This is a genomic window from Planotetraspora sp. GP83, assembly GCF_041262585.1.
Taxonomy (GTDB): domain Bacteria; phylum Actinomycetota; class Actinomycetes; order Streptosporangiales; family Streptosporangiaceae; genus JAOEGB01.
In genome coordinates this window covers 197,901-220,464 of the sequence record NZ_JBGCBZ010000009.1, presented here as the reverse complement: position 1 = coordinate 220,464, position 22,564 = coordinate 197,901, and the positions used below count along the sequence as shown (strand labels likewise).

Genomic DNA, 22,564 nt, shown 5'->3' with positions numbered 1-22,564 from the left:
TCGCCTGCCGTACCGCGCCCGCCGTATTCCCGCCCGCCGTATTCCCGCCCGCCGTATTCCCGCTTGCCGTACCCCCGCCCGCCGTATGCCGGCGCGCTCGGGTACGGCGTCAGGCTCCGGCCGCCTTGACGTGGCGGTAGACCGGCTCCCACATCGCGTCCCGCACCTGCTGGAGGGTGTCGGGCAACTCGGCCCTGGCCAGCCCCTCCTTGGCCGCCCGGTCGGCGACGTCGGCCGCGACCGCGGCGGACACCGTGCGCAGCTCGTCGACCCGTGGCAGGAGCGACGCCCCGGGCGGGTGCACGTCGACCAGCCCGGCGATGGTCTCGGCGGCGGTCGAGAGCATCCCCGGGCTGATCCGGGTCGCCCGTGACACGATCGCGCCCAGCCCCAGACCGGGGTAGACCAGCGTGTTGTCCGCCTGGCCGATGGCGTAGGCGGCGCCGTCGTGCATGACCGGGCCGGAGGGCACGCCGGTGACGACGAGGGCCCGTCCGCCGGTCCACCGGATGAGGTCGCCGGGCATCGCCTCGATGCGATCGGCCGGATGCGACAGCGGGAAGATGACCGGCCGTTCGACGTGGGCGGCCATCTCGCGGACGATCGGTTCGGTGAAGGCTCCCCGCACGCCGGAGACGCCGATGAGCATGGTGGGCCTGACCCGCGCCACGACCTCGGCGAGGCCGATCCGGCCGTCCTCCTCGCGCCGCCACGACGCGACCTCGGCGGCCGGGCGGGCGTAGGACGCCCGGTCGGGGGGGATCCCGAACGGCGTGTCGTCGGTCAGCAGCCCGAACGCGTCCAGGGCCCAGATCCGCCGGGTCGCGGCCCGCCCGTCCACGCCGTCGCGGACTATCGCGGCGCGGAGCTGGTCGGCGATCCCGACGCCGGCCGTACCCAACCCGAAGATGACGATCCGCTGCTCGTGCAGCGGCGTGCCGGTGACGTGGGTGGCGCTCAGCGCCGACGCGAGCGTGATCGCGCCGGTGGCCTGGATGCCGGCGTCGAAGACGCACACCCGGCCGGCGTGCCGCTCCAGGATCCGCCTGCCGTTCTCCGGCGTGAGGCTCTCCAGGTGCAGCACCGCGTAGGGGAAGATCCGGGAGACGGTGGAGACGAAGGTGTCGATGAAGTCGTCGTAGCGCCGCCCCCGCACCCGCGAATGCCGGTTGCCGACATAGAAGGGGTCCGCGAGCAGCTGCTGGTTGCCGGTGCCGACGTCGAGCGCGACGGGGATGGCGCGCGCGGGGTCGATGCCGGCCGCGGCCGTGTAGAGGGCGATCGTGCTCACCGCGATATCGAGGCCGCCGCCGACGCCCCAGTCGCCGACGCCGAGGATGTCCTCCGCGTCGGAGGCCACGATCAGGTCGAGATCCCCGGCGCCCAGCCCGAGGTTCTCGAAGGTCCGCTGCACACTGTCCGGATGGTCGATCGACAGGGAGGCCCCGCGTGGCCGGCGGTACTCCCGGCTGTACTGCCTGATCGCCTCGCCCTCCGTCGGGTCGTACACGATCGGGAGCATCTCCCCGAGATGCTCGCCGAGCAGGCGGTGGAAGAGCACCTCGTTCCGATCGTGCAGAGCGGTCAGGTAAACGTTCCTGCGCAGGTCGGTGGGCTGGGCGCGATACTGGCCGTAGGCGAGGCGCGCCTGTTCGTCGAGCCCCATGACCAACGGCGGCAGGAGCGAGTCCAGCTCCAGCTCGGCACGTTCCTCGGGGGTGAACGCCGTTCCCTTGTTCAGGACCGGGTCGCGCAGAACGTCCATGCCCCGCGCCGACGTGACGTAGCTGCCGTCCGGTTCTTGCCGGAACTTCCGTCCTTGCTTTACCGCGGACATCTCTGCCCCCAAAGCGGTCGGCAGGCCGTACCGTGATCTCCTTTACAGTCTGCCACTTCTCCTGTTCCAGCACGTCAGTGACCCCGTGTCGTACGGCGGGGCGGCCCGGCCGTACATGAGGGAAACGTGCCGTTTCCTTGGTTCAGGACAGACCGGAAGCGGAATAGCTTGAGGAGATCCTGGGGGAGAGGGCCGACATGACAGGTATCTCGGAAATCAGCGGTATGTGGCCGGAAACTCAGCAATTTGGTCTTTCCGGCACTTCTCGGTATCTGCCGATCGCCGATCACGGATTGATCGGCGACCTCCGCACCGCGGCGCTCGTGGGCGTCGACGGCACGATCGACTGGTACTGCTGTCCGCGCTTCGACGCTCCCAGCGTGTTCGGGGCGATCCTCGACGCCGATCGCGGCGGGTCGTTCCAGCTCACCGCCGACGTGCCGGCGCGGACCAAGCAGTTCTACTTCCCTGACACGAATGTCCTGATCACCCGGTTCTACGCCCCGGACGGCGTGGGGGAGATCCAGGACTTCATGCCCATCATGGATGAGTCGCGCGAGATCGACCGGCACCGGCTGATCAGGCGCGTGCTCTGCGCCCGGGGATCGCTGCCGTTCCGAGCCAGGGTGGCTCCCCGGTTCGGGTACGCGACCGAGCCGCACACCGTGCGGGTCCAGGAGGGTCGGGCGATCTTCACGGCGCCGTCGCTCTCCCTCACCCTGACCGCGAGCGTGCCGCTGGAAGCCGACAACCAGGACGTGTGGTCGCAGTTCAAGCTTCATGAGGGCGAGTCCGCGGTGTTCGCCCTGGACCGGGTCGGCGACGGCGTCGAGATGAGGTCGTGCCCGCTGGCCGAGGCCGAGGAGCAGTTCGCCGCGACCGTGAAGTTCTGGCGGACGTGGCTGTCCTCGTCGCGCTACCGCGGCCGCTGGCGCGAGATGGTCCACCGCTCCGCCCTGACGCTCAAGCTGCTGACCTACGCGCCGACCGGCGGGATCGTGGCCGCTCCGACCACGAGCCTGCCTGAGCAGATCGGCGGGGAGCGCAACTGGGACTACCGCCACGTCTGGATCCGCGACGCCGCCTTCTGCGTGTACGCGCTGCTCAGGCTGGGCTTCACGGGCGAGGCCGAGGCGTTCATGGACTTCCTGTCCAGGCACGTCACGACCTGCGGCGTCGACGAATCGGGCCCACTGCAGATCATGTACGGCATCGACGGCCGGTGCGACCTCCCCGAACGCGAGCTCGGCCACCTGGAGGGCTACCAGGGGTCGGCCCCCGTGCGCACCGGGAACGCCGCGGTCGGCCAGCTCCAGCTCGACATCTACGGCGCGCTCATCGACTCGATCTACCTGTACGACAAGTGGGGGCAGCCGATCTCCAGCGACCAATGGGACCAGGTCTGCGTGCTGGTCGACTGGGTCTGCGACAACTGGGACCAGCCCGATGAGGGAGTCTGGGAGACTCGCGGAGGCCGCAAGGACTTCGTGTACTCCCGGCTGATGTGCTGGGTGGCGATCGAGCGCGCCACGCGGATGGCCATTCATCGTGGCCTCCCGGCGGATCTGTCGCGCTGGCGCGAGAACCGCGACACGATCTACCGGCAGATCATGCGACGTGGCTGGTCACGGGAGCTGCAGGCGTTCGTCCAGCACTACGACGAGGACGTGCTCGACGCCGCCGTCCTGATGATGCCGCTCGCCAAGTTCGTCTCCCCGACCGATCCCAAGTGGCTGTCCACCCTCGACGCCCTCGGCCGGGTGCTGGTGTCGGACTCGCTCGTGTACCGCTACGACCCCCGGACCAGCCCGGACGGGCTGCGCGGCGAGGAGGGCACGTTCTCGATCTGCTCGTTCTGGTACGTCGAGGCGCTGGCCCGCGCCGGCCGGCTCGACGAGGCCCGCCTGGCCTTCGAGAAGATGCTGACCTACGCCAACCACCTCGGCCTGTACGCCGAGGAGATCGGGCACACCGGTGAGCAGCTCGGCAACTTCCCGCAGGCGTTCACCCATCTGGCGTTGATCAGTGCCGCGTTCAAGCTCGACCTCGCCCTCGGTTAGCCGGGGGCATCAGGGGGCATCAGGGGGCCTCAGGGGCAGGGTGTGGGGCCGAGCATCTCCAGCAGGCGGGCCATGTACGGTGGCACGTTCCGCAGACGCATCCGATCTCCCGGCCGGCCGCCTGGCGCCGCCAGGGCACGTAGTCCCGCCAGGTCGATGAATCGCAGGCCCGCCGTGTCGATCTCGATCTCGCCGTGCGAGTCGCGGGCCTGGTTCAGCACGGAGGCGAGGGCGGCGCTGTTGGAGACGTCCACCTCGCCGGTCAGCACCACGGACGAACTGCCTGCCGTACAGCTCACGCGCAGGTGCCGGTCGGCGTAGAGAACCGTGTCCACGCTGTTCGCCGCGCTCGGGGTTGTCGCGGCGTTTCCCGTATTCGCCCTGTTCCCGGTCACGATGCCGAGCCGGTGATCATCGCCACGAGTCGCACCTTTCAACCGGTCAGGATCGAGGCACGCGTCGTGCGCCGCCGCCCACGACCACCCGTGGATCGATTCAAAAACAATGTTCGCCTTAGATTTACCGCATCCCGACCGGCTCAGGATAGGGATCAAAGAGCCGCGCCTCTCCATCTCGCGAGGCGAGTGCCTTACCGGCGTTCCGGCGTCGGCGTTCTCGCGAGCGAGCGCCCTCAGGCGGCCGTGGCATTCGGTCCCGTCAGGCGGCTGGCGGCCGCAGTCTCAGCGGCAGGCTTCCACCCGGGCCTTGGCGACGGTGAAGCCGGCCCAGACCGCCTTACCGAGGGGGCGCAGAGGCGTCCATCCCCACATGCGGCTCACTCCAGCGACCACCTGAAGACCGCGGCCGTTCTCCGCGACGTAGTCGGGCTCGCGCAGCACGGGAGGGTCGCTGCTCGGATCGGTCACCACGCACAGCAGCGAGCGGCGGGAGCGGAACATCAGCAACCGGACCGGATGGGGGCGGATGACCGGATAGCGCAACCCATGCCGCACGGCGTTGGTGACCAGCTCGCAGACCGCGAGAGCCGCGTCGTCGATGAGCTCCGACATCGTCCACGTCCGCAGCACACCGGCTGTGAAACGCCGGGCCGTACGGGCCGCGAGGATGTCGCGGTGGAACTCCTGGATCGCGACCTGAAGCCTGGCGTGTTCCTCGTGCCACTCGTCGTCAGCCCACGGCCAGGCGCAACCGTCCGGGAAGACCTGGTCGAGAGTGGTCAGCCAGCCATCCCAGCCCTCGCTATCGGCTTCTGCCACGGAAGCGCTGTCTGTCCGATAACCAGTCATTTGGGAGCCCTATGAGGTCGATGTCGGCCATGTGATGGGATGACTCGAGTTAGTCATACTGCCGCTAATGATGTTGCTGTGCAAGTACGGATGCACGTGCAAACGCACAACGCCGTAGTGTGACCGGTAAACCGGAAGTGAGGCGCAGATGACCGCCATCTACAACGGAATGCCGTCGTCTCTGCTGGGGCAGGTCGCCTGGCGGAAGAGCCGGCACAGCAATCCGAACGGCAACTGCGTGGAGCTCGCGGAGCTTCCCGACGGCCAGGTGGCCATGCGGAACTCGCGGCATCCCGGCGGTCCCGTGCTCGTCTACGCCCGGCAGGAGTTGGCGGCCTTCGTGCTGTCCACCAAGGACGGCGAGTTCGACGATCTCATCCGCGGCTAGAGGATTTGGTCCTTGACTGATCACGCCACTTGCGTGAAAGAGCCGTGCGAGTATCGTGAACCTGGCGTAAATCGTCGGTGCGCCCCATAAGGACTCATATGACTGCGGCCTCCACAGAGGGCGCGCCACGCCCCCACAATCTCCACACTCAGCCCCGTCGCAGCTCCACAGTCCTCCGGATCCTCCTGGGCACGCAGCTGCGCCGTCTGCGCGAGCACAGGAGCATCACGCTGGAGGAGGCCGGCCGGGCCATCCGCGCGTCGCACAGCAAGATCAGCCGCATGGAGCTGGGCCGCGTCAGCTTCCGCGTACGGGACGTCGCCGATCTCCTGACGTTGTACGGCGTGACCGGCGAGGCCGACTGTGAGGCGCTGCTCTCGCTCGTCTCCCAGGCCAACGCCCAGGGCTGGTGGCACAACTACGACGATGTCCTGCCGTCCTGGTTCGAGACGTATGTCGGTCTTGAGCAGGCCGCCGGAAGCATCCGGAACTACGAGGTCCAGTTCGTCCCGGGCCTCCTCCAGACCGAGGACTACGCGCGTGCGGTCATCCGGCTCGGGCATCCCGCCGCGCCCGCGGACGATGTGGAGCGCCGCGTCCGGCTGCGCATGGCCCGGCAGGAATTGCTGACCCGGCCGGACCCTCCGCACATCTGGGCGGTCGTCGACGAGGCCGTCCTGCGCCGCTCGCTCGGCGGCCCGGACGTGATGCGCCGTCAGATTCAGCGGTTGCTGGAGTTGGTCGCCCTGCCTCACGTGACCCTGCAGGTGGTGCCGTTCAGCGTCGGCGGCCACGCCGCGGCGGGCGGGCCGTTCAGCATCCTGCGCTTCTCCGAGGCCGACCTTCCCGACGTCGTCTACCTCGAACAGCTCACGAGCGCCGTCTACCTGGACAAACGCGAGGACGCCGACCGCTATCTCGCGGTCATGGAGAGCCTGTGCATCGACGCCGAACCGGCACAGGAGACCGGCAGAATCCTCGCCCAGATCATGACGGAGCTCTGACCTGTGTCGTAGCATCCTGACCAGCCTCGTTACCGCATGTCCGTCACCCTGTCGCGCGACTTCGGCGCACGCCGTACCAAAAAGACGTGTCAGGTGCGTATCGGGGGTTAAAGGAGTAGTACCACTGTGGCGAACGCGGGAAGGCGGTGATGACGTTGACGGGCAGCCTGCTGAGCCTGGAGTTCGATCGAAGTTCGATCACCCGGGTGCGGCATCTCGTCACGGAGTCGGCGCAGGACGCTGGGCTGAAGGGCGCCGCCCTCGAGGACTTCGTGCTCGCTGTGCACGAGGCGGTGACGAATGCCGTACGGTATGCCTCGCCGCCGCGCGGCATCGCGATGTGGACGGAGCCGGGGCGGCTCGTATGCGAGATCACGGACACGGGACCCGGCATTCCCACCCAGGTCCTGGAGCGAGAGGAGCCGGCCACCCGGTTCGACTTCGGGGGGCGGGGGCTCTGGCTGATGGAGCGCCTGGCCGGCGCGGTCGTCCGTACCAGCCCTGAAGGCACGACGGTCAACCTAAGCGCGGCTCTGCGCTGATCGCTTGGCGCGGCTTTGTTGACGTGTTTTGATCCGGTTTGATTCGGTTTCAAGGGCTTCCGCTTATAGCGGAGCCGAGGGCCGGGTGTCCGAAACCACGTCCCGCCGTCGGCTCGCCCGCTGCCCGTCCCGAGGGTTAGCGCCGGGCCGACCTGGGCACTTCTGATCTCATCCACCAGCCACGCGAGCCGTGCGGCAGGCCGGACAGGCCAGCCGTATCGGCAGATTCGGTGCGACCGATTTTCGAGCTATCGGGGCCACGCGCCGAACCCTTGCTAGGCTGCAGGGAACCGTAGAACCGGGCGTTGTCTCACCCGGCAGGTGAGACCGTTGAGAAGTGGGGTCACACCGTGAAGAAGCTGCTCGTTCTCGCGCTGGTCGCTCTCGGGGGGCTGCTGGTCTGGCGCAAGGTGCAGGCTGACCGCGCCGAGCTGGACCTGTGGACCGAGGCGACCGGTAGCGAGAACTGACCATCCGGGATGGGTCGTGATCGTGGAGAAGGTACGGGAATGACACCCGTCAAACTGGCCTGCCTGGACCTGGCGGGTACCACGATCGGTGACATCGCCATGGTCGAGAGGGCGTTCGCCGAGGCGATCGCCACGCAGGGCATCGTTCCCGGGACCAGTGCGTATGCACGTGCCATGGTGCATGTGCACAGGTCCCGGGGATTTCCCAAGATCGAGGTGTTCCGCGGCATCTTCCCCGGCAACGAGGCGCAGGCGCAGGCGGCGAACCTGACGTTCGAACGTTCCTATGAGGGAGCGATCGAGCGGGCGGGGCTCATCCCCCTGCCCGGAACCGTCGAGGCGCTCGACAAGCTCCACAGCGCCGGAGTGAAGATCGCCCTGATCACCGGTTTCAGCCGGTCCACTCTGGGCCGGGTCCTGAGCACGCTCCCCTGGGCCGACAAGCTCGATCTCGCCCTGTGTCCCCAGGACGCCGGGCGTGGCCGTCCCTATCCCGACATGGTCCTGACGGCGGGCCTGCGGGCGGGGATCGAGGACGTCCGGCACGTCGCCGTGGCCGGTGACTCGGAGAACGACATGCTCTGCGGCAGCCGCGCCGGCGCATCCATCGTCGCGGGTGTGCTGACCGGAGTCCACAGCCGCGAGCGGCTGCTGAGTGGCGGCGCCACGCACATCCTGGACTCGATCGCGGACTTCCCCACATTGATCCTCAGCAGCGAGCTCAGCACCCAGAAGGTGGCCACCTCCGTCTGGTGACCTCGTCGGGTGACCTCGCACCCCATGCGGCAGTACGGCGGGCCTTTACGGCCGTCGGCTTTCCCGGCGTCGCCGGTGGCCGGAGGGCCGTCACGAACTGGACCGCCGGCACGACATCCCCCGCTCGACGTCGAGCGGGGGACACCACGACCCCGGTCCGGTCGGTTTGCCGCGTGGCTCACCCGCATCCGGCGCGCCGGATGCGCCGAGTGGCGCGGAGACCGGGGGTGTTGCTACGGTGTACGGACCGAACAGCTGGCGATCTGTGCGTTCGCACAGCTCGTGTTCGCTCAGGGGCCTTAGCTCAGCTGGCAGAGCGCCTGCTTTGCAAGCAGGAAGTCAGGGGTTCGAATCCCCTAGGCTCCACCCACTAGAAAGCCCAGGTCAAGGATCGTTTCCCCGCCTGGGCTTTGGTCGTTACTCGGCCTTCTTCTACTTCCGTGCCCGTTGCGTGCCCGATCCACCCGGTCGGCCCAGCCGTCACAGTCGACCCGGACCAGGCGGGGCAGGTAGTCGCGGCCTTGGAGGTGACGGCCGAGGCCGGAGATGACCATGACGGGTTGCCAGTGCCGCCGGTAGGTCCAGAACCGCCGCCAGAAGGCCAGCAGCCGCCAGCCGACCCAGTGGGCGAACGATGCCCGGTCCGCGACCGCCCACCCGGTGAGCAGCGAGCCGGGGACGGTCACGACGGCCACCGCGACGGGCCAGCCGTACCGGACCCAGATCACGCTGGGGACGGCGAGTACGGCCGCGGCGATGGGGTGGACGACGAGGGTACGGATCAGGCCCGTGATGAACGCCGCGCGAGAATCAGCGGCATGATCGCGTGCCAGATCCGTGCCAGATCTCACGGGAAACAGGGGAGAATCACGGTCACTCAGGGGGCAAGAAACGAAGAAGCCCCCGACCCGCATTTCTGCTGGTCAGGGGCTCTTTTAGCTGCTGGTGGCAGGTGCAAGGTTCGAACTTGCGTAGGCTGAGCCGACGGTTTTACAGATCCCCTCCTCCTCGCTCGTCTCGCCCAGCGTGCGGTTCCTGCCACTCAAAAACGCCAGACAAGGGACAACGAGCGCTCACCGGCACAGTGCACAATTGATCAGCCCCAGCTACCTTGCTGTTGTGGCGGATACCTCCGACGAACCCGGGCACAAGCAGGGCCGCTGTGATGACGCATGGACGGGATGGTTCATTCTCATCGGCGGCCCCGTTGTCTTGTTCGTCTGCCTTCACGATCTGCTGGCCGGCGACGACTTCGTGGACGTGTCCAGCGGAGTGATCGGTGGCACCGCCGCCGCCTACATCTGGTGGCATCACTTCAAGATCCTCTGGCGCCATCTCAAGGAGAACCGATCTCGCGACCGCTCGTAGTAGGGCGGCGGCGATCCCGGAGAGGATCGCTGCAGATATCCGAGCGAACAGCTGGTCATGCAGGCACCTCTGCTCACGGGATATCTACGGGATGATCTTCGCTATCGTCTGTCCTTCATCACCCGGCTTGGCAGTTCAGAGGCCCTATGGCCCGCTAGACGAGTCGTTCACTTCTAATCCGATGGTCCTTCGTCCTCCTCGCTGCTCAAGTGTCCCGGCCGTGCCCGCCGAGTCAAGGGCGCCTACGGCGTCGCTTCGCGATCAACTTCGTTGACCCTTGACACGGCGGTCTCGTCCTGGGGGTCGGCAGCTACGAGGAGGACGGGGGAGACCAGGGGACGGGCGTGCTGCACCCTGCATGCCCGTCCCTCGAAGCCGTGCCCGTTGCGTGCCCGATAGGGCGGTGATCAAGGGGGAGTGGCGGGGGGTCACGGGGAACGCCATCGGCGGCGCGAGCAGCAACGACGCGGGCCACCCAAGATCCGCATGCGTCTTTGCAAGCAGGAAGTCAGGGGTTCGAATCCCCTAGGCTCCACCCACTCAGAAGCCCAGGCCAGGGACTGGTTTCCCCGCCTGGGCTTTGATCGTTATTCGGCCTTCTTGCTCTTCCGTGCCCGTTGAATCTTGGGCAGTCCCGCATCGGTGAGCGCCTTACCCCAGAAACGGCGGTTGAAGTTGCTGTTCCACAAGGGGCCGTCATTCGGGCCGACAAAGATCAGCCCGTCGTCTCCGTCCCTGGCGAAGTCCTTGATGTGCGCCCGCAGGTCCTTCGCGATCAGCTTGGGGAAGACGATCGTCCGCTTGCCGGCGGTGACTTGGGTTCAGTGAAGACCAAGCCCTGACCGGTGATCCTGATCAATTGGCGCTCCACCCGCACGGGTCCGGCGTCCAGGTCGACGTCTCGACGTCGCAGCGCGGTCAGTTCGCCCATCGGAGACTGCCGAAAGTTCCAAGGAGCACCAGGGCGCGAAACCGCGGTTCGATCGCATCGGCCAGGGCGTAGACCTGGGCCACGATCAGCACGGGGCGTTCCGGTGACTTCTCCTGGCCCGCTCCCTTGATCCGGCAGGGGTCACACTGTGCCGGCGGCGATGAACGTGCAGGTCGCCGCCGTGAGGATGAGCGAGTGCAAGATCATGTGCTCGAGGTTCGGGCGCGGTCGCTCGCCCCGCGCGGGCAGGACGATGATGGTCTTGGCGTAGGTCCGCGCGTGCAGGCCGGCCCAGCTCTCCCCGGTGCCCGCGGTCGCCCAGGGGACGGTCACCCCGGCCAGATAGGGCAGCCACCACAGCGCCAGGCCGCCCAGGAGGATGAGCAGTTCGAGGCCGGCGCCGGCGTAGGCGAACGCTTCCGTCTGCACGGCACCGGCGATGACGAGGAGCACGGCCGGGAGAAGCATGACCGGTGCGTTGACGGCCACCTCGGTGATCTTCTCCGATCTCTTTGCCTCTCGCACGTTGTTGAAGGGGAAGATGTCTATGAGCGTGGTGAAGACGAAATAGGTGTCGGCAAGGATTAGCAGGACGAGCGCGGTGAGGAACACGTCGCGATTCCTTTCGTTTCGGGGGTCAGTCGGCCGAGCTGTACCGCGCCTCGACTCCAGCGAGGAAAGTCGAGACGGCGATGTCGAACCAGGTGTCGTAGTAAGCGGCAGGCGCGGTGGGCGGCGCGGGAGCGTTGCCGAACTCCGCCAGAGCCAGACCGGTCACGAGGACATAGAGGGACTGCACGAGATGCAGCGCCTCTTCGTCGGTCACGCTCAGGCCCACCCGCATCGAGGACAGCACCAGGGGGACGGCCGGCTCGAACACCTCAGGTGAGGTGTCCTGAACGGCCACGACGGCGGCGGCGCCGGGATGGGTGCGCAGGGTCCCCCGTAGCGCGTGCGCCATGCCGTCCAGCAGTTCGCGCCAGCCCTGCCCGGGGGCCAGGGTCATGATCACCTGCCCAGCGACGCGGTCGGCGACTAGCCGGAGCAGCGCGGCCTTGTTCGGCACGTGGTAGTAGAGCGACGCGGCTTTCACCTGAAGGCGCGCGGCCAATGTGCGCATCGAGAGCCCGGCGTTGCCCTCCTGGTCGAGGACCTCGAACGTGGCGCGAAGGATCGCGTCGGTGTCGAGACGTGCTGCGGGCGACATGGCCGACCTCTTCTCTAACGATGTTAGATGGAATCTAACGCCGTTAGAAAAGAGGTGCAAGCACTCCCGCCCCCAGGCCCGTGGGGGTGGGCCGGTCGCCGCCGAGGTGCCATTCCGCGGCGGTCCGGCCTCACCCCTGTGGGTGAGGATCCCGGAGCAGACCCTGTACATGGCCGTCGTCCTCTGGGCGGTCAGATCGGCGGAAACGCCCCGGGACAGACGCGCGTCGGCCTCGCCGCGGTCACTCACCGGCGGTTTGAGCGCCACGGCGCACCATCAGGCGCCGACAAGGATCGTTGAACTCCGGAGCCAATGAGGGGCGAGATCCAGCCGTGCAGCGCGGGGGCCGCTCGGTCGGCCAGGTCGCCAAAGACTTCGATCTCTCCGAGACCGTGCCCGTTGCGCACCCGTTCGGTCAACGATCGGCGAGAAACAATGGAAGGCAATCGCTGCCAGCGCCGGACCGCCTAACTGATCGACGACAAAGGGAGCCACGGCGACTATGTCCGTCTTGATTGCGTGCCAGAACGGATGCCTGATCGTCGTGCAATCAGCATGCAATTAGACAGGGCGGCGAGGGGGTCCCCCGTGCGGGCCCGGCCCAGATCGCTGGGCCATTAGCGGGCCATTAAGGGCGGTCAACAGGGGTCAGTCACGGTCACTCGCGGGGAGCTCTCCGTCCTGCTCACGGCCCATACGATCCGCGATCGGACCGATTTGCAAGCAGGAAGTCAGGGGTTCGAATCCCCTAGGCTCCACCCACTAGAAAGCCCAGGTCAAGGATCGTTTCCCCGCCTGGGCTTTGGTCGTTACTCGGCCTTCTTCTACTTCCGTGCCCGTTGCGTGCCCGACCCACTCTTGAGTTGTCCTCGTGCCAGGCTGTCGAGCTGCTTGGCCACCTGGTGCCGTCGCTCGTCGGTCGCATGCTGATAGATGATCGCGGCGCGTCTCCGCAGGGCCGTAGATGGCTGGGGTCAGCCCGATCGTCCCGCCCGCCGTCGTCCCGGACAAGTCGAGCAGACAAGGGGCCGGGGGCGAAGGTCGTTCCTCCAGTTGGGGGCCCCACCTTCACCCGTGGCCCCTGGCCCGCTCCCCTACGGGCGGGACGACGGCAGACGGGACGATCAGTAGGGCGTAAGTGCGGGTCGCACGCACTTACGCAGAACCTTGCAGATCCCCTACTCTGACGCAGGCACCAATTGATCGTTGATCCGGCCCGGGAGTCGCAATGGGAGTCTTCTACGACTATTACCGGGCCGCGAGCAGAGACGCCGCCGTCGCGGAGCCGCTGGCCCCTCGTGCCGTACAAGAGCCCGAGCACCCGATGTTCGATGCCGTGGACGCCAAGTGGATTGATCCGCATCTGAAGCTTGGCGCGCTCGTCGCTCTGATCACAGATGTTCCCTACACTGTCGATCTCGTCGATAGCGTGTCCCTCTGCCCGCCTTCGGAAGGTGCTCCCAAAAGTATGGAGGAGTGGGAGTCGCTACCAGAGGATTCGCCATACTCGCAGGGGCCGTGGATCGAGGAGTTGCCCGTGCTGGTGCGCGATGCACTGGCCAACGTCGACGATTCGCGATTGCCGGAGATTGCGAGGCAGTGGGCGCAGGATGATGAGTTCAGGAATTGGAGCCCCGAGGACAAGGACTACCTCCTGACCTTGACCAAAGAACTCGTCGATCTTGCCCGCCGCGCCAAGTCCGACGATCAGATGCTCTACTGCTGGATGTCTCTGTAACGGCCCTCGATGGGTCCGGGGATTAGGACGCGCCTGAGGCGTGGAGTGCCAGCATGGTTTATCAACCGATGGACCAACAGAGGCGGAGCGTCGTGGAATCTCTCGGAAAGCTGGGCGGAAAGATCGCACTGGCCGGGGTCGGGGCGCTGGCGTTAGTGGCGCTTGCATTGGGCGGAATCGCCGCGACGAACCAGTTCAGCGGGCCAGAGGTGACCATGGTGAAAGAGACGAAAGCGGTCAGCGGTCCGGGAATGCTGTTAACGAACGTAGTGTGTGGAAAGGGCCTGAGGGCCGTAGGCGGAGGCTATGCCTTTCGGGGGACCCATGACCCGAGGAAGCCGGTGACGTTCCCGGTCAGCGCACCCAGCAGCACGAGCGACACTCCTGGTGCTGTTCAGAACGCCTGGGACTTTGTCGTGGTGAACGCCATGAGCGAGAAGATCAGCGTCGAACTGTACGCGATGTGCGTCCCCGCAGGTTGACCGTAGGTCCGTCCACTCCGACGGTTTCGTGCCGACCCCCTACGACGCACGGCCGAGCCGCTTGGCCACGATGGCGGCCGCGGGATGGGATCATCTGGGCTATTGGCCAAGCCGGTGGATCAACGGCGGCCCGCCTTGCTGTTGAGCCCTCCGGACGAGGCCCCTCCTGCGTGCCCGCTGCGTGCCCCGATGGGGCGGTCGCCAAAGGGAAGCGAGGGGGAGTAACGGGAACGCGATCAGCGGCCCGAACAGCGGGAACGCAGGAGAAGCCAGATCGGCTAACGTGCTTGCAAGCAGGAAGTCAGGGGTTCGAATCCCCCTAGGCTCTGGAAGTGCAGGCCTTAATGCCCATGACTCCTTGGATGGTGTTCGCGCGTGCCCGGGTTACGGCACCGTGTAGCCGCCGTCGATGGGCAGCGCTACGCCCGTGATGAATCCCGCCTTGTCGGAGCAGAGCCAGACCACGGCGTCCGCGATCTCGTTCGCGCTGGCGATCCGCCCCAGGGGGTGGGCGGCGATGATCGACTTCATGGGTTCCTCGTTCGGATCGACCGTTGCGATCATCGGAGTGTCGACCAGGCCGGGGCACAGAGCGTTGACGCGGATACCGTGCGGCGCGGCCTCGATCCTGCACCGCGGATTCGTCGGACACGTCGGTCACGACGTGGCGGGCCGAGCCGCCGTCGGCTTCGATCAGGCGCACGGTCTCCTTCAGGGGCTCCAGCGTGCGACCTGCGACGGTCACCAGCGCGCCCTCGGCTGCGAACGCCAGGGCAGTCGCGCGCCCGATACCGGATCCGCCTCCGGTGACGAGTGCGGTCTTGCCTGCGAACTGCTTCATCATCTCGATCTCTCCGTGTGTGCTATTGCGTCGTGTGGGGTTGGGTGCTCAGTAGCGGGCGTCGTTGACCTGCAGCAGCGGGGACACGATCGACGGGCGCCCGTCGACGGTGGCTCCGGCGAACTGGAGCATCGCCGACAACGTCCTGTTGTTGTGGGCTGGGAAGTTGAGCGTGGGAGCCGACACCTCATCCAGCGCGCCGCGCTGAGTGTCGGTGAGGGTCACGTCCAGGGCGTGCAGATTGGCCTCGAACTGGTCCATGCGGCGGGCGCCGACCAGGGTGGAGGTGATCCCAGGGCTGCCCTGCACCCAGGCCAGGGCCACCGCGGCGGGACTGGCACCCACCTCGCGAGCGACGGCGTTGAGGGCGTCGATCACCACATAGTCGGCCTCGCTGGGGGCTCCGACGAGTTGCGTGCGGGTGGTGTCGACCGGGCCGGTGGTGGTGCTGGAGTACTTGCCCGACAGGAACCCGCTCTTCAGCGGCCCCCACGCCATCACTCCCATACCCATGGCCTGGGCCATCGGGATCAACTCCCCTTCCGAGGTCCGCTCGAGCAGGGAGTACTCCAGTTGCAGCGCGATGATCGGAGCCCATCCGCGCAGGCGCGCGATGGTGGCAGCCTCGGCGGTCGCCCACGCGGGCACGTCGGAGAACCCGACGTAGCGGACCTTGCCGGCGCTGACCAGGTCATCCAGTGCGCGGAGGGTCTCCTCGACCGGCGTGGCCGGGTCGAAATTGTGCAGCCAGTAGATGTCGACGTAGTCGGTCCGCAGGCGCCGCAGCGAGTTCTCCAGCTGTTGCACGATCGCCTTACGGCTGGGTCCACCACCGTTGGGATCTTTTGCGTGGAGATTGCCGAAGAACTTGGTGCCGATCACGACCCGATCACGCAGTTCGTGCTGCCCGGCGAAGTAGTCGCCGATGATCTTCTCGGAGTGGCCGTTGGTGTAGATGTTAGCCGTGTCGATCGAGTTGCCGCCCCGGTCCAGATAGGCCGCGAGGATGCTCTTCGACTCGTCTGGGCTGCTACCCCACCCATGGTCCTCGCCGAAGGTCATCGTGCCCAGCGTGAACGGGCTGACACGCAGACCCGAGCGGCCGAGCGTGACGTAGGAATCGAGCGACATCGTGGAGCTCCAGTTGGTAGATCTTCGAGACGCCGCGGAGGGCGTCCTTCTGTGCTCCTCCAGCCAACCCCGATGCCCGATGATCTCCTAGACCGATGCGCGCGGATCGTTGCACGATCCGCGCAATCTAGCTCGGATCATGTTGGACTCCCGCACTCGTTCCTGGTTCACTGACGTGATGCGACACCTGAACGAACTGCGCAGCCGGATCGCCCGACTCGCCGCGGGCAGCCCGCGCCCGTCGTGGATCGAGGGAATGACGGTGTTCTCCACCGAGCGGGTGACCGAACCGCTGGGCACGGTCGCCGAACCCATGCTCTCCCTGGTCGCCCAGGGAGCGAAGCGCTCGGTGCTCGGTGACCGCATCTTCGACTACAACGCGGGCCAGTACCTCGTCGTCACCGTCGACCTTCCCCTGACCTCGCAGATCACCCACGCCACACCCACCGAGCCGTTCCTGGCGTTCGGGCTTCCGCTTCAACCCGCGCTCATCGCGCAACTGCTGGTCGAAGGCGGCCGGTTCGTCGCCCGCCCGCACGACGGACCGGGCATCGCGACCAGCGACGCCGACGACAGGCTGCTCGACGCCGTCGTCCGGCTGCTGCGTCTGCTCGACGAGCCACGTGACGTTCCGGTGCTGGCGCCCGGAGTGCGGCGCGAGATCCACTGGCGGCTGCTGAACGGACCCCAGGCGGCCCTGGTCAGACAGATCGGCCTGGCCGACAGCCAGTCGACCCTCGTCGCCCGCGCGATCGAATGGATCAAGACCCACTACGACCAGGTGATTCGCATCGACGACCTCGCCGACGACGTCGGCATCAGCGTCTCCTCACTCAACCGCCATTTCCGCGCGGTGACCGCTATGAGCCCGCTGCAGTACCAAAAGCAACTCAGGCTCCAGAAGGCCCGCCTCCGGCTCATCACGGCACCGCACGACGTCGCCGCGATCGGCCACGCCGTCGGTTACGACAGCCCGTCGCAGTTCAGCCGCGAGTACAAACGTATGTTCGGCGCCCCGCCCGGGCAGGACGCGGCACGCCTCCAGACCGTGGCGACCGTCCAGGAGCAAATGCTTGAGGGGAGCGGCCCGTAGCCACACCTGGCGAAGCGAAGCAGGAAGTCAGGGGCCCGAATCCCCTAGACTCCACCCACTCAAAAGCCCAGGCCAGGGACCGTGCTCCCCGCCTGGGCTCAGGCGCGCTCTCCGCCGGCCAAGAAGGCGGCCAGTGCGGGGGCCAGGGCTTCGGCGCTGACATTGTGCGTCTGGTCGGGCAGGTCGCGCAGGCCGGCCTCGGGGAGGAGACCGGAGATCGCGCGCGCGGCATTCACAAGCCAGGACTCGCTCGCCCCGCCGTACATCACGAGTGTGGGGACGGAGACGGAGGACCAGCGGTCGCGCGGGAGGGGGCGGCCGGTCATCGTGTCCGCCATGATGCGGCCATCGTAGCCGAGGGTCGGGGCGACGGCCTCCAACGCGGCCCAGCTCGAATCGGCCTTCATTCCGGCGACGAACTCCGCGGGGAAGTCGGCCGTCGTGGTGAAGAACAGTTCCAGGGCCTCGCCGCGGCGTCCCTCGGCCAGGAACGTGTCCAGGCGTTCCAGGTAGTCGTCGGGTACGGCCGGGCGGCTGTCGTCCACGACGAACGGGGGCTCGAACAGGGCCAGCCGGGTGATGGGCAGCCCGGCGGCGGCCGCGTCCAGGGCGAGCACCGCGCCCGAGGAGAAGCCACAGACGTGGGCCGTTCCGCCCGCCTCGGCGATGAGCGCGGCCAGGTCCTCGATCTCGCGCTCCACGCTGTAGGGGGCGGTGTCGCCGCTGTCTCCGCGCCCCCTGCGGTCGTACGCGTAGACCGTGTGGGACGCGCCGAGCAGATCGCCGAGCTGGGGTCCGAGTGGATTGAACGCCCGGTACGAGATGGCGCCGTCCACGAGGATCAGCGGCGTGCCCTCGCCGTGCCGTTCGAAGGCGATGGGGGTGCCGTCCTTGGCGGTGACGGTGGTCATGGCTTATCTCCAAATTCTCTGTCGGGGATGCGGTCTACTTGCGGGCGTAGGTCAGCGCGACCACGCCGGAGTCGAAGGCGCGGCTCTCGACCAGCGCCAGCTCGGTCTTGCCGGGTGATCCGGGGAACAGGCGCGCACCCGACCCCAGCACGACGGGGAAGACCATGAGCCGCAGCTCGTCCACGAGGCCCCGCTTCAAAAGCTCCTGAGCGAGCGAGCGGCTGCCGTGGACGAAGATGTGCCGGTCGCCGCCCTGACGTTTGAGCGCCTCGACCTCGCTGGTCAGGTCGCCTTTCAGCAGGGAGGCGTTCCACTCCAGCGGCTCGCGCAGCGTGCTGGACACCACGTACTTGGGCAGCGCGTTCATCCGGTCGGCGAACTCGCCCGTCATTTCCGGCCAGGCGGCGGAGAACCCCTCGTAGGTGACACGGCCGAGCAGCAGGGCCGAGGTCTCCAGCAGCTCCTCGTACCGGTAGGCGTCGTGCTCGGGGGCGAAGTGCTCCAGCACCCAGCCGGCGTGCCGGAAACCCGGCTCACCGCCCGGAGCCTGCATCACTCCGTCGAGTGAGACGAACTCAGACACGACCAGCTTCCTCACGACTGCCTCCTCGTTGAGTACCGAGTAGTGGAGGAGTAGCGAGCCGACCGGCGGGCTCCGTGCGGCATCCAGCTCCAGCACTCCATGACGATCTTGCGCACGAGGACGGCCTTCCCTTGCGGGCCGGCGCACTCCCCGTCATGTTCCAGGCGGTGCCTGGCCCGATGGCTGCGACTGGGAGGTTAGTGGGAACGAGCGCTCAGGTCTTGTACAGAAGCGACAGCGGCTCCGACGGATCCCGATCGCTCAACCGCGTGGCGGTCCGCCCGATGTAACGGGTCAGCGACCGCGCCAGGTGCGGTTGGTCGAAGTATCCGAGCCGGTGGATCACATCGCGGGCCGGCACACCATCCTGGATCAGAACCGCCGCTTGCCTGGCGCGATCGATCTGCCGGATGGCGCCGCGAGTAAGTCCGGTGGCCGCCACGAAGCGCCGCTGGATGCTGCGTTCGGACACGTCCGGCGACGTGCCACGAAGCACAGCGGCGACGATCGGGTCACGGTCCAGAACACCTTCACGCGCCATCCGCCGCACGAACGCCTCAGCGTTGTCGTAGTCGGGAAGGTGCCAGGCGGAGCCCTTCAGCCAGAACGATCTGCGCGTCGCATCGGGAATCTCCGCAGAACCGTCGACGAGCCGATCAATCGGAACATGGGGCATCGAAGTGCCGAGTGAGAAGCTGATCCCGAAGAACGTGGAGTCTTCGGGAACGGGGGCCGTGCTTGCCCTCGACTCCGGCCCTTGAACAGCCACGTTGACCTGACCGCGGCGCTTCCAGAAGACCAGATCCCAATGGGCTGTCGCAATCGACGTCATCCGGTCGACCTCATGGCTGCTGCTCCGCCACACCCGCTCGATATACGGCGAATCGGACGATCGACTCTCGACCTCCAAACTCATCTGAGTCATTCCCCTCGGCCCATTGGCGCTCAGCGGTCAACCTGTCCTGAGGAAATGCTCGAAGGCTTCTCGGGCCAGCGCGGAAACCGTCTTGCCCTCCTGCTCGGCGCGGGCCTTCGCGCGTTCGCGCAGCTCCTCGGGCATCCGGAAGGAGACCCTTGGTGAGTGCGTGCCCTCGCCCGTCAGTGACGGACGCCCGGCGCGACCCGTCGGTACGGGTACTCGGCCTTCGTTCCTCATGGCCACATTATGTCAGACATAACCTGGCTCGGTGGGCCGGTCGGCAGAGGGAGCAACCAGCACGTGCCCATGGCGTGCCCCATGGCCGGATACTTCTGCCCTCCTCCCGAAAGGTGATATCGGTCACACGCCTGTGGTCGGTGTCACGTTCTGGGGAGCGCTGGGGCTCTTAAGCGGTGACACAGCAGTACCTCACCGAATTCCGGAGCTGATGCATGGCGTTCCATCTCGCATACCGAAAAGACGGTTCAAGGCGTGTCACGAGCCGGATGCTGCTGACCACGGGGGCGGTCGTGGCAATGCTGGCCGTCACAGCGTCGCCGGCCTCCGCGCACTACTACTCCGGCGGTGGTTCGTCGCCGAGCTTCACCATCAAGCCCTACAGCTACAACAGTACGTGGATGACTCCGCTGAACCAGGCGTTGCTCAACTGGAACGCGTCTCCGACCGCGGCGTACATCACCAAGCCGAGTTCGTCCCCCTCATGGCTGGTGGCGGCGTCCTACTCCGCCACCTGGTACGGCCTGTATACGCCCTACAACACGCGGAGCAACCGATACTTCCGCATCCAGCTCAACGCGCGGACGATATCCCGTGACGCGAGCAACTGGTCGAACTTCGTCACCAGTTCGTTCACGCATGAGCTCGGCCACCGGCTCAGCCTCGACGACATCACCGACGGCTCCCACTGCACTGACGCGATCATGAGCTACTGCCGTAACCGGAACACCATGACCAAGCCGCAGTCCCACGACATCGACGACGTCAACGCTATTTACTAAAGAGAGGACCGATATGAAGACGATTTCGCGGCGATTTGTCGTGCCTCTCGCCCTCCTGGCATCGACGGTGATTTTAGGAGCCTGCGCGAACTCCAACGGCGACAAAGTCATCACGTACCATGCTGACTATCCCGCGTACGACTCGGCGGACAACCTGTTCAATACGGCCGACCTCATCGTCGAGGCCACCGTGAGCACTCAGCCGGTCAGCGTCCAGGAGTTGAAGCCTGACACGGCCGGCGACGATCCGAAACTCAACCCCGCGGCCGGAGCTCCGACGGCCGAGGTGGCCCAGCCGCCCGACCCGGTGGTGATCAGCGTCTACAAGGCCTCGGTGACGAAGGTCTACAAGGGCGCCGCGCAGGTCGGCCAGTCGATCGACATCCAGCAACTGGGTGGAAAGCTCAACGGCATCACCTATCAGGAGGAGGAGGCGCACGCCCTCCAGCAGAACCAGGGCTACGTCCTCTTCCTCCAGACGTATCCAGATGCTCCCGCGGCCCTGCTCAACCCGCTACAGGGCCAGTACCCCCTGAACGCCAAGGGCGAGCCCGCCCAACTGCAGGAGAACCCGGTCGCTCTCACGTCGGACGATCTGAACCGGCTCAGCGGCCACAGATGAGCCCGGCCTCCAACGCCCGGCCGCGCCGTACTGGCCGGGCGTTGGAAGCTCGGTGTGGCCAACGTGCAGAAGGAACGTGCAGAAGGTACGGCACGGCAGCCCCGCTCCCTCATCCCCTGGACCAGGCTGAGATGAAATCGGCGCCCGAAGTCCGTCAGACACGCTGTCCACTCGTGGTGACATGCATGGCGACCGGCCGGTAGACCAGGCCGTCGGTCCAAGTCACCGACTCGGGCGAAGTGGTCAGGCTGAGGGTGGGGCGCTGAGTGACCAGGGCTCTGATCGCCTCAGTGAGCTCGACCCTGGCGAGACTGGCGGCCAGGCAGCGATGCGGACCGTAACCGAATGCCACATGCGGGTTGGGATGGTGGTCGGTGAAGCGGTGGATGTCGAACCGGCCGGGTTCTGGAAATGCCTGCGGGTCGTGGTTGGCCGCGTTCAGGTTCGGCATGACGACCGTCCCCGCGCTCAGTGAGCCGCCGCTCGGGAGATCGGTGTCCGCGGTGATCCGGCGCATGAAGGCGCTGGCGGGCGGCCCGTCGAAGCGGAGGATCTCCTCGACGGCGGTGGCCGTCAGGGCCGGGTCTGCGACCAGCTCCGCCCACTGGGCGGGGTGGAGGAGCAGCCGGAAGACACCGCGGGCGATCATCGACGCCGTCGTCTCGTAACCGGCCGTGATGAGAGAGAAGACGGTGTTGACCAGCTCGCCCTCCGACAGCCGGTCGTCCTCGTCCCTGGCCTGGATGAGCAGGTCGATGAGGTCCTCGCCGGGCTCGGCGCGATGTTGCGCGACCAACTCGGCGGCATAGGCCATGAACTCGGTGTAGCCCTCGTAGCGCGCCTGCTCGGTGGCCGTGGAGGTGGTCAGGAACATGTCCGTCCACCGGACGAACTGCTCGTAATGGTCCATCGGGACGCCGAGCATCTCACAGATGACATGGCCTGGTAGCCGCAGCGCGTATCCCTGGACCAGGTCGAAGTCCTCGCCCAGGCGGTCGAGGAGTTCTTGGGCGATCTTCGCGATGCGGGGGCGCCACGGTTCGATCTGGCGCGGGGTGAATGTGCCGTGCATGATCCGGCGATAGCGCGTGTGCTCGGGCGGGTCCTGATTGATCAGCGCGTCTGGGTCGTCGTCGATGCCGATGCCGCTCACCAACCGCGGCAATCCCGGAATGCGCAGGTTGCGGCTGGAGTTGGGCGAGGCCAGCAGGGCGCGGACGTCCTCGTACCTGACGGCCAGCGGGACGCGGTCGCCGCTGGGCATGGTCGCCGGCTCCAGCGGCCCTGACTCCTGTCTGTGGGCGAACTCCGGTGGCGGCGTGGCAAGTGGGCCTGGCACGATGTCTGGCCAAGTCCCGTTCGGATCCAGCTCGGTGGTCATCGCAACCCCTTCCGCGTGGGCCCCCACGGGACGG

The 22,564-nt window shown here is 67.0% G+C and carries 25 protein-coding genes, 1 tRNA gene and 1 pseudogene; 13 read left to right on the top strand and 14 right to left on the bottom strand.

Features of this window, described 5'->3' with window-relative positions:
* Positions 1-109: 109 nt before the first annotated feature.
* On the bottom strand, positions 110-1,837 hold the full coding sequence (locus ABH927_RS15570; protein ID WP_370022059.1) for an NAD-dependent malic enzyme: 1,728 nt from the start codon (positions 1,835-1,837) through the stop codon (positions 110-112).
* Between the two features lie 197 nt (positions 1,838-2,034).
* Between ABH927_RS15570 and ABH927_RS15565 the strand changes: the two genes are divergently transcribed.
* Positions 2,035-3,897, top strand: coding sequence for a glycoside hydrolase family 15 protein (locus ABH927_RS15565; RefSeq protein ID WP_370022058.1), 1,863 nt, complete (start codon positions 2,035-2,037; stop codon positions 3,895-3,897).
* Positions 3,898-3,926: 29 nt separating this feature from the next.
* Here the strand turns inward: ABH927_RS15565 and ABH927_RS15560 are convergent, their stop codons facing one another.
* Together ABH927_RS15560 and ABH927_RS15555 are read right to left on the bottom strand one after the other, a co-directional pair.
* Positions 3,927-4,292 carry an STAS domain-containing protein gene (locus ABH927_RS15560; protein ID WP_370022056.1) on the bottom strand — a complete coding sequence of 122 codons (366 nt, stop codon included), beginning with the start codon at positions 4,290-4,292 and terminating at the stop codon, positions 3,927-3,929.
* Between the two features lie 285 nt (positions 4,293-4,577).
* Positions 4,578-5,114 carry an ATP-binding protein gene (locus ABH927_RS15555; protein WP_370022055.1) on the bottom strand — a complete coding sequence of 179 codons (537 nt, stop codon included), beginning with the start codon at positions 5,112-5,114 and terminating at the stop codon, positions 4,578-4,580.
* Positions 5,115-5,292: 178 nt separating this feature from the next.
* On the opposite strand from ABH927_RS15555, the gene ABH927_RS15550 reads away from it, so the two are divergent.
* From ABH927_RS15550 to ABH927_RS15525, 6 genes are all read left to right on the top strand, one after another.
* Entirely contained in the window at positions 5,293-5,532 is a 240-nt protein-coding gene (locus ABH927_RS15550) for a DUF397 domain-containing protein (RefSeq protein WP_370022054.1), read from the top strand.
* Between the two features lie 98 nt (positions 5,533-5,630).
* A complete protein-coding gene (locus ABH927_RS15545; protein WP_370022052.1) occupies positions 5,631-6,536 on the top strand; it encodes a helix-turn-helix domain-containing protein in 906 nt (301 codons plus the stop codon).
* 149 nt (positions 6,537-6,685) lie between these two features.
* On the top strand, positions 6,686-7,078 hold the full coding sequence (locus ABH927_RS15540; protein WP_370022050.1) for an ATP-binding protein: 393 nt from the start codon (positions 6,686-6,688) through the stop codon (positions 7,076-7,078).
* Between the two features lie 350 nt (positions 7,079-7,428).
* Positions 7,429-7,548, top strand: coding sequence for a DLW-39 family protein (locus ABH927_RS15535; protein WP_211264163.1), 120 nt, complete (start codon positions 7,429-7,431; stop codon positions 7,546-7,548).
* Between the two features lie 39 nt (positions 7,549-7,587).
* Positions 7,588-8,304 carry an HAD family hydrolase gene (locus ABH927_RS15530; protein WP_370022047.1) on the top strand — a complete coding sequence of 239 codons (717 nt, stop codon included), beginning with the start codon at positions 7,588-7,590 and terminating at the stop codon, positions 8,302-8,304.
* A 293-nt stretch (positions 8,305-8,597) separates the two neighbouring features.
* Positions 8,598-8,670, top strand: a tRNA-Ala gene (locus ABH927_RS15525).
* On the opposite strand, the gene ABH927_RS15520 is transcribed toward ABH927_RS15525, so the two are convergent.
* Complete coding sequence (locus ABH927_RS15520; protein WP_370022046.1) at positions 8,661-9,155, bottom strand: hypothetical protein; 495 nt, start codon at positions 9,153-9,155, stop codon at positions 8,661-8,663. The two genes, ABH927_RS15525 and ABH927_RS15520, sit on opposite strands and share 10 nt — an antisense overlap.
* Positions 9,156-9,396: 241 nt before the next feature.
* On the opposite strand from ABH927_RS15520, the gene ABH927_RS15515 reads away from it, so the two are divergent.
* Positions 9,397-9,672 carry a hypothetical protein gene (locus ABH927_RS15515; protein ID WP_370022044.1) on the top strand — a complete coding sequence of 92 codons (276 nt, stop codon included), beginning with the start codon at positions 9,397-9,399 and terminating at the stop codon, positions 9,670-9,672.
* A gap of 1,072 nt (positions 9,673-10,744) precedes the next feature.
* Here ABH927_RS15515 and ABH927_RS15510 read toward each other — a convergent pair.
* Together ABH927_RS15510 and ABH927_RS15505 are read right to left on the bottom strand one after the other, a co-directional pair.
* Positions 10,745-11,215 (bottom strand): hypothetical protein, encoded by a 471-nt coding sequence (locus ABH927_RS15510; RefSeq protein ID WP_370022042.1) that lies wholly within the window; start codon positions 11,213-11,215, stop codon positions 10,745-10,747.
* Positions 11,216-11,240: 25 nt separating this feature from the next.
* Positions 11,241-11,810, bottom strand: coding sequence for a TetR/AcrR family transcriptional regulator (locus ABH927_RS15505; RefSeq protein ID WP_370022040.1), 570 nt, complete (start codon positions 11,808-11,810; stop codon positions 11,241-11,243).
* Positions 11,811-13,038: 1,228 nt separating this feature from the next.
* On the opposite strand from ABH927_RS15505, the gene ABH927_RS15500 reads away from it, so the two are divergent.
* Together ABH927_RS15500 and ABH927_RS15495 are read left to right on the top strand one after the other, a co-directional pair.
* The gene (locus tag ABH927_RS15500; protein WP_370022038.1) at positions 13,039-13,548 is read left to right on the top strand and encodes a hypothetical protein; all 510 of its coding nucleotides are present in this window, start codon (positions 13,039-13,041) and stop codon (positions 13,546-13,548) included.
* Between the two features lie 92 nt (positions 13,549-13,640).
* Positions 13,641-14,030 carry a hypothetical protein gene (locus ABH927_RS15495; protein ID WP_370022037.1) on the top strand — a complete coding sequence of 130 codons (390 nt, stop codon included), beginning with the start codon at positions 13,641-13,643 and terminating at the stop codon, positions 14,028-14,030.
* 384 nt (positions 14,031-14,414) lie between these two features.
* On the opposite strand, the gene ABH927_RS15490 is transcribed toward ABH927_RS15495, so the two are convergent.
* The 3 genes and pseudogenes from ABH927_RS15490 to ABH927_RS15480 all read right to left on the bottom strand — a co-directional run bounded on the left by ABH927_RS15490 (position 14,415) and on the right by ABH927_RS15480 (position 16,002).
* A complete protein-coding gene (locus ABH927_RS15490; protein WP_370022035.1) occupies positions 14,415-14,594 on the bottom strand; it encodes an SDR family oxidoreductase in 180 nt (59 codons plus the stop codon).
* Between the two features lie 121 nt (positions 14,595-14,715).
* A pseudogene (locus tag ABH927_RS15485) lies at positions 14,716-14,871 on the bottom strand (SDR family NAD(P)-dependent oxidoreductase); the annotation flags it as partial.
* Positions 14,872-14,919: 48 nt separating this feature from the next.
* Positions 14,920-16,002, bottom strand: a complete 1,083-nt coding sequence (locus tag ABH927_RS15480; RefSeq protein WP_370022033.1) for an aldo/keto reductase — start codon at positions 16,000-16,002, stop codon at positions 14,920-14,922.
* Between the two features lie 178 nt (positions 16,003-16,180).
* Between ABH927_RS15480 and ABH927_RS15475 the strand changes: the two genes are divergently transcribed.
* On the top strand, positions 16,181-17,095 hold the full coding sequence (locus ABH927_RS15475; protein WP_370022031.1) for an AraC family transcriptional regulator N-terminal domain-containing protein: 915 nt from the start codon (positions 16,181-16,183) through the stop codon (positions 17,093-17,095).
* A gap of 98 nt (positions 17,096-17,193) precedes the next feature.
* Here ABH927_RS15475 and ABH927_RS15470 read toward each other — a convergent pair whose 3' ends face one another.
* The 4 genes from ABH927_RS15470 to ABH927_RS15455 all read right to left on the bottom strand — a co-directional run bounded on the left by ABH927_RS15470 (position 17,194) and on the right by ABH927_RS15455 (position 19,745).
* Positions 17,194-18,006, bottom strand: a complete 813-nt coding sequence (locus ABH927_RS15470; RefSeq protein ID WP_370022029.1) for an alpha/beta fold hydrolase — start codon at positions 18,004-18,006, stop codon at positions 17,194-17,196.
* A gap of 34 nt (positions 18,007-18,040) precedes the next feature.
* Positions 18,041-18,604, bottom strand: a complete 564-nt coding sequence (locus ABH927_RS15465; protein WP_370022027.1) for a dihydrofolate reductase family protein — start codon at positions 18,602-18,604, stop codon at positions 18,041-18,043.
* A gap of 199 nt (positions 18,605-18,803) precedes the next feature.
* On the bottom strand, positions 18,804-19,505 hold the full coding sequence (locus ABH927_RS15460; protein WP_370022025.1) for a helix-turn-helix domain-containing protein: 702 nt from the start codon (positions 19,503-19,505) through the stop codon (positions 18,804-18,806).
* 36 nt (positions 19,506-19,541) lie between these two features.
* Complete coding sequence (locus ABH927_RS15455) at positions 19,542-19,745, bottom strand: Arc family DNA-binding protein (RefSeq protein WP_370022023.1); 204 nt, start codon at positions 19,743-19,745, stop codon at positions 19,542-19,544.
* 269 nt (positions 19,746-20,014) lie between these two features.
* Here ABH927_RS15455 and ABH927_RS15450 point away from each other — a divergent pair, with 269 nt between their 5' ends.
* Positions 20,015-20,527 carry a hypothetical protein gene (locus tag ABH927_RS15450; RefSeq protein ID WP_370022021.1) on the top strand — a complete coding sequence of 171 codons (513 nt, stop codon included), beginning with the start codon at positions 20,015-20,017 and terminating at the stop codon, positions 20,525-20,527.
* Positions 20,528-20,540: 13 nt separating this feature from the next.
* Positions 20,541-21,149, top strand: a complete 609-nt coding sequence (locus tag ABH927_RS15445) for a hypothetical protein (RefSeq protein WP_370022019.1) — start codon at positions 20,541-20,543, stop codon at positions 21,147-21,149.
* A 154-nt stretch (positions 21,150-21,303) separates the two neighbouring features.
* Here the strand turns inward: ABH927_RS15445 and ABH927_RS15440 are convergent, their stop codons facing one another.
* On the bottom strand, positions 21,304-22,530 hold the full coding sequence (locus ABH927_RS15440) for a cytochrome P450 (RefSeq protein WP_370022018.1): 1,227 nt from the start codon (positions 22,528-22,530) through the stop codon (positions 21,304-21,306).
* Positions 22,531-22,564 lie beyond the last annotated feature (34 nt).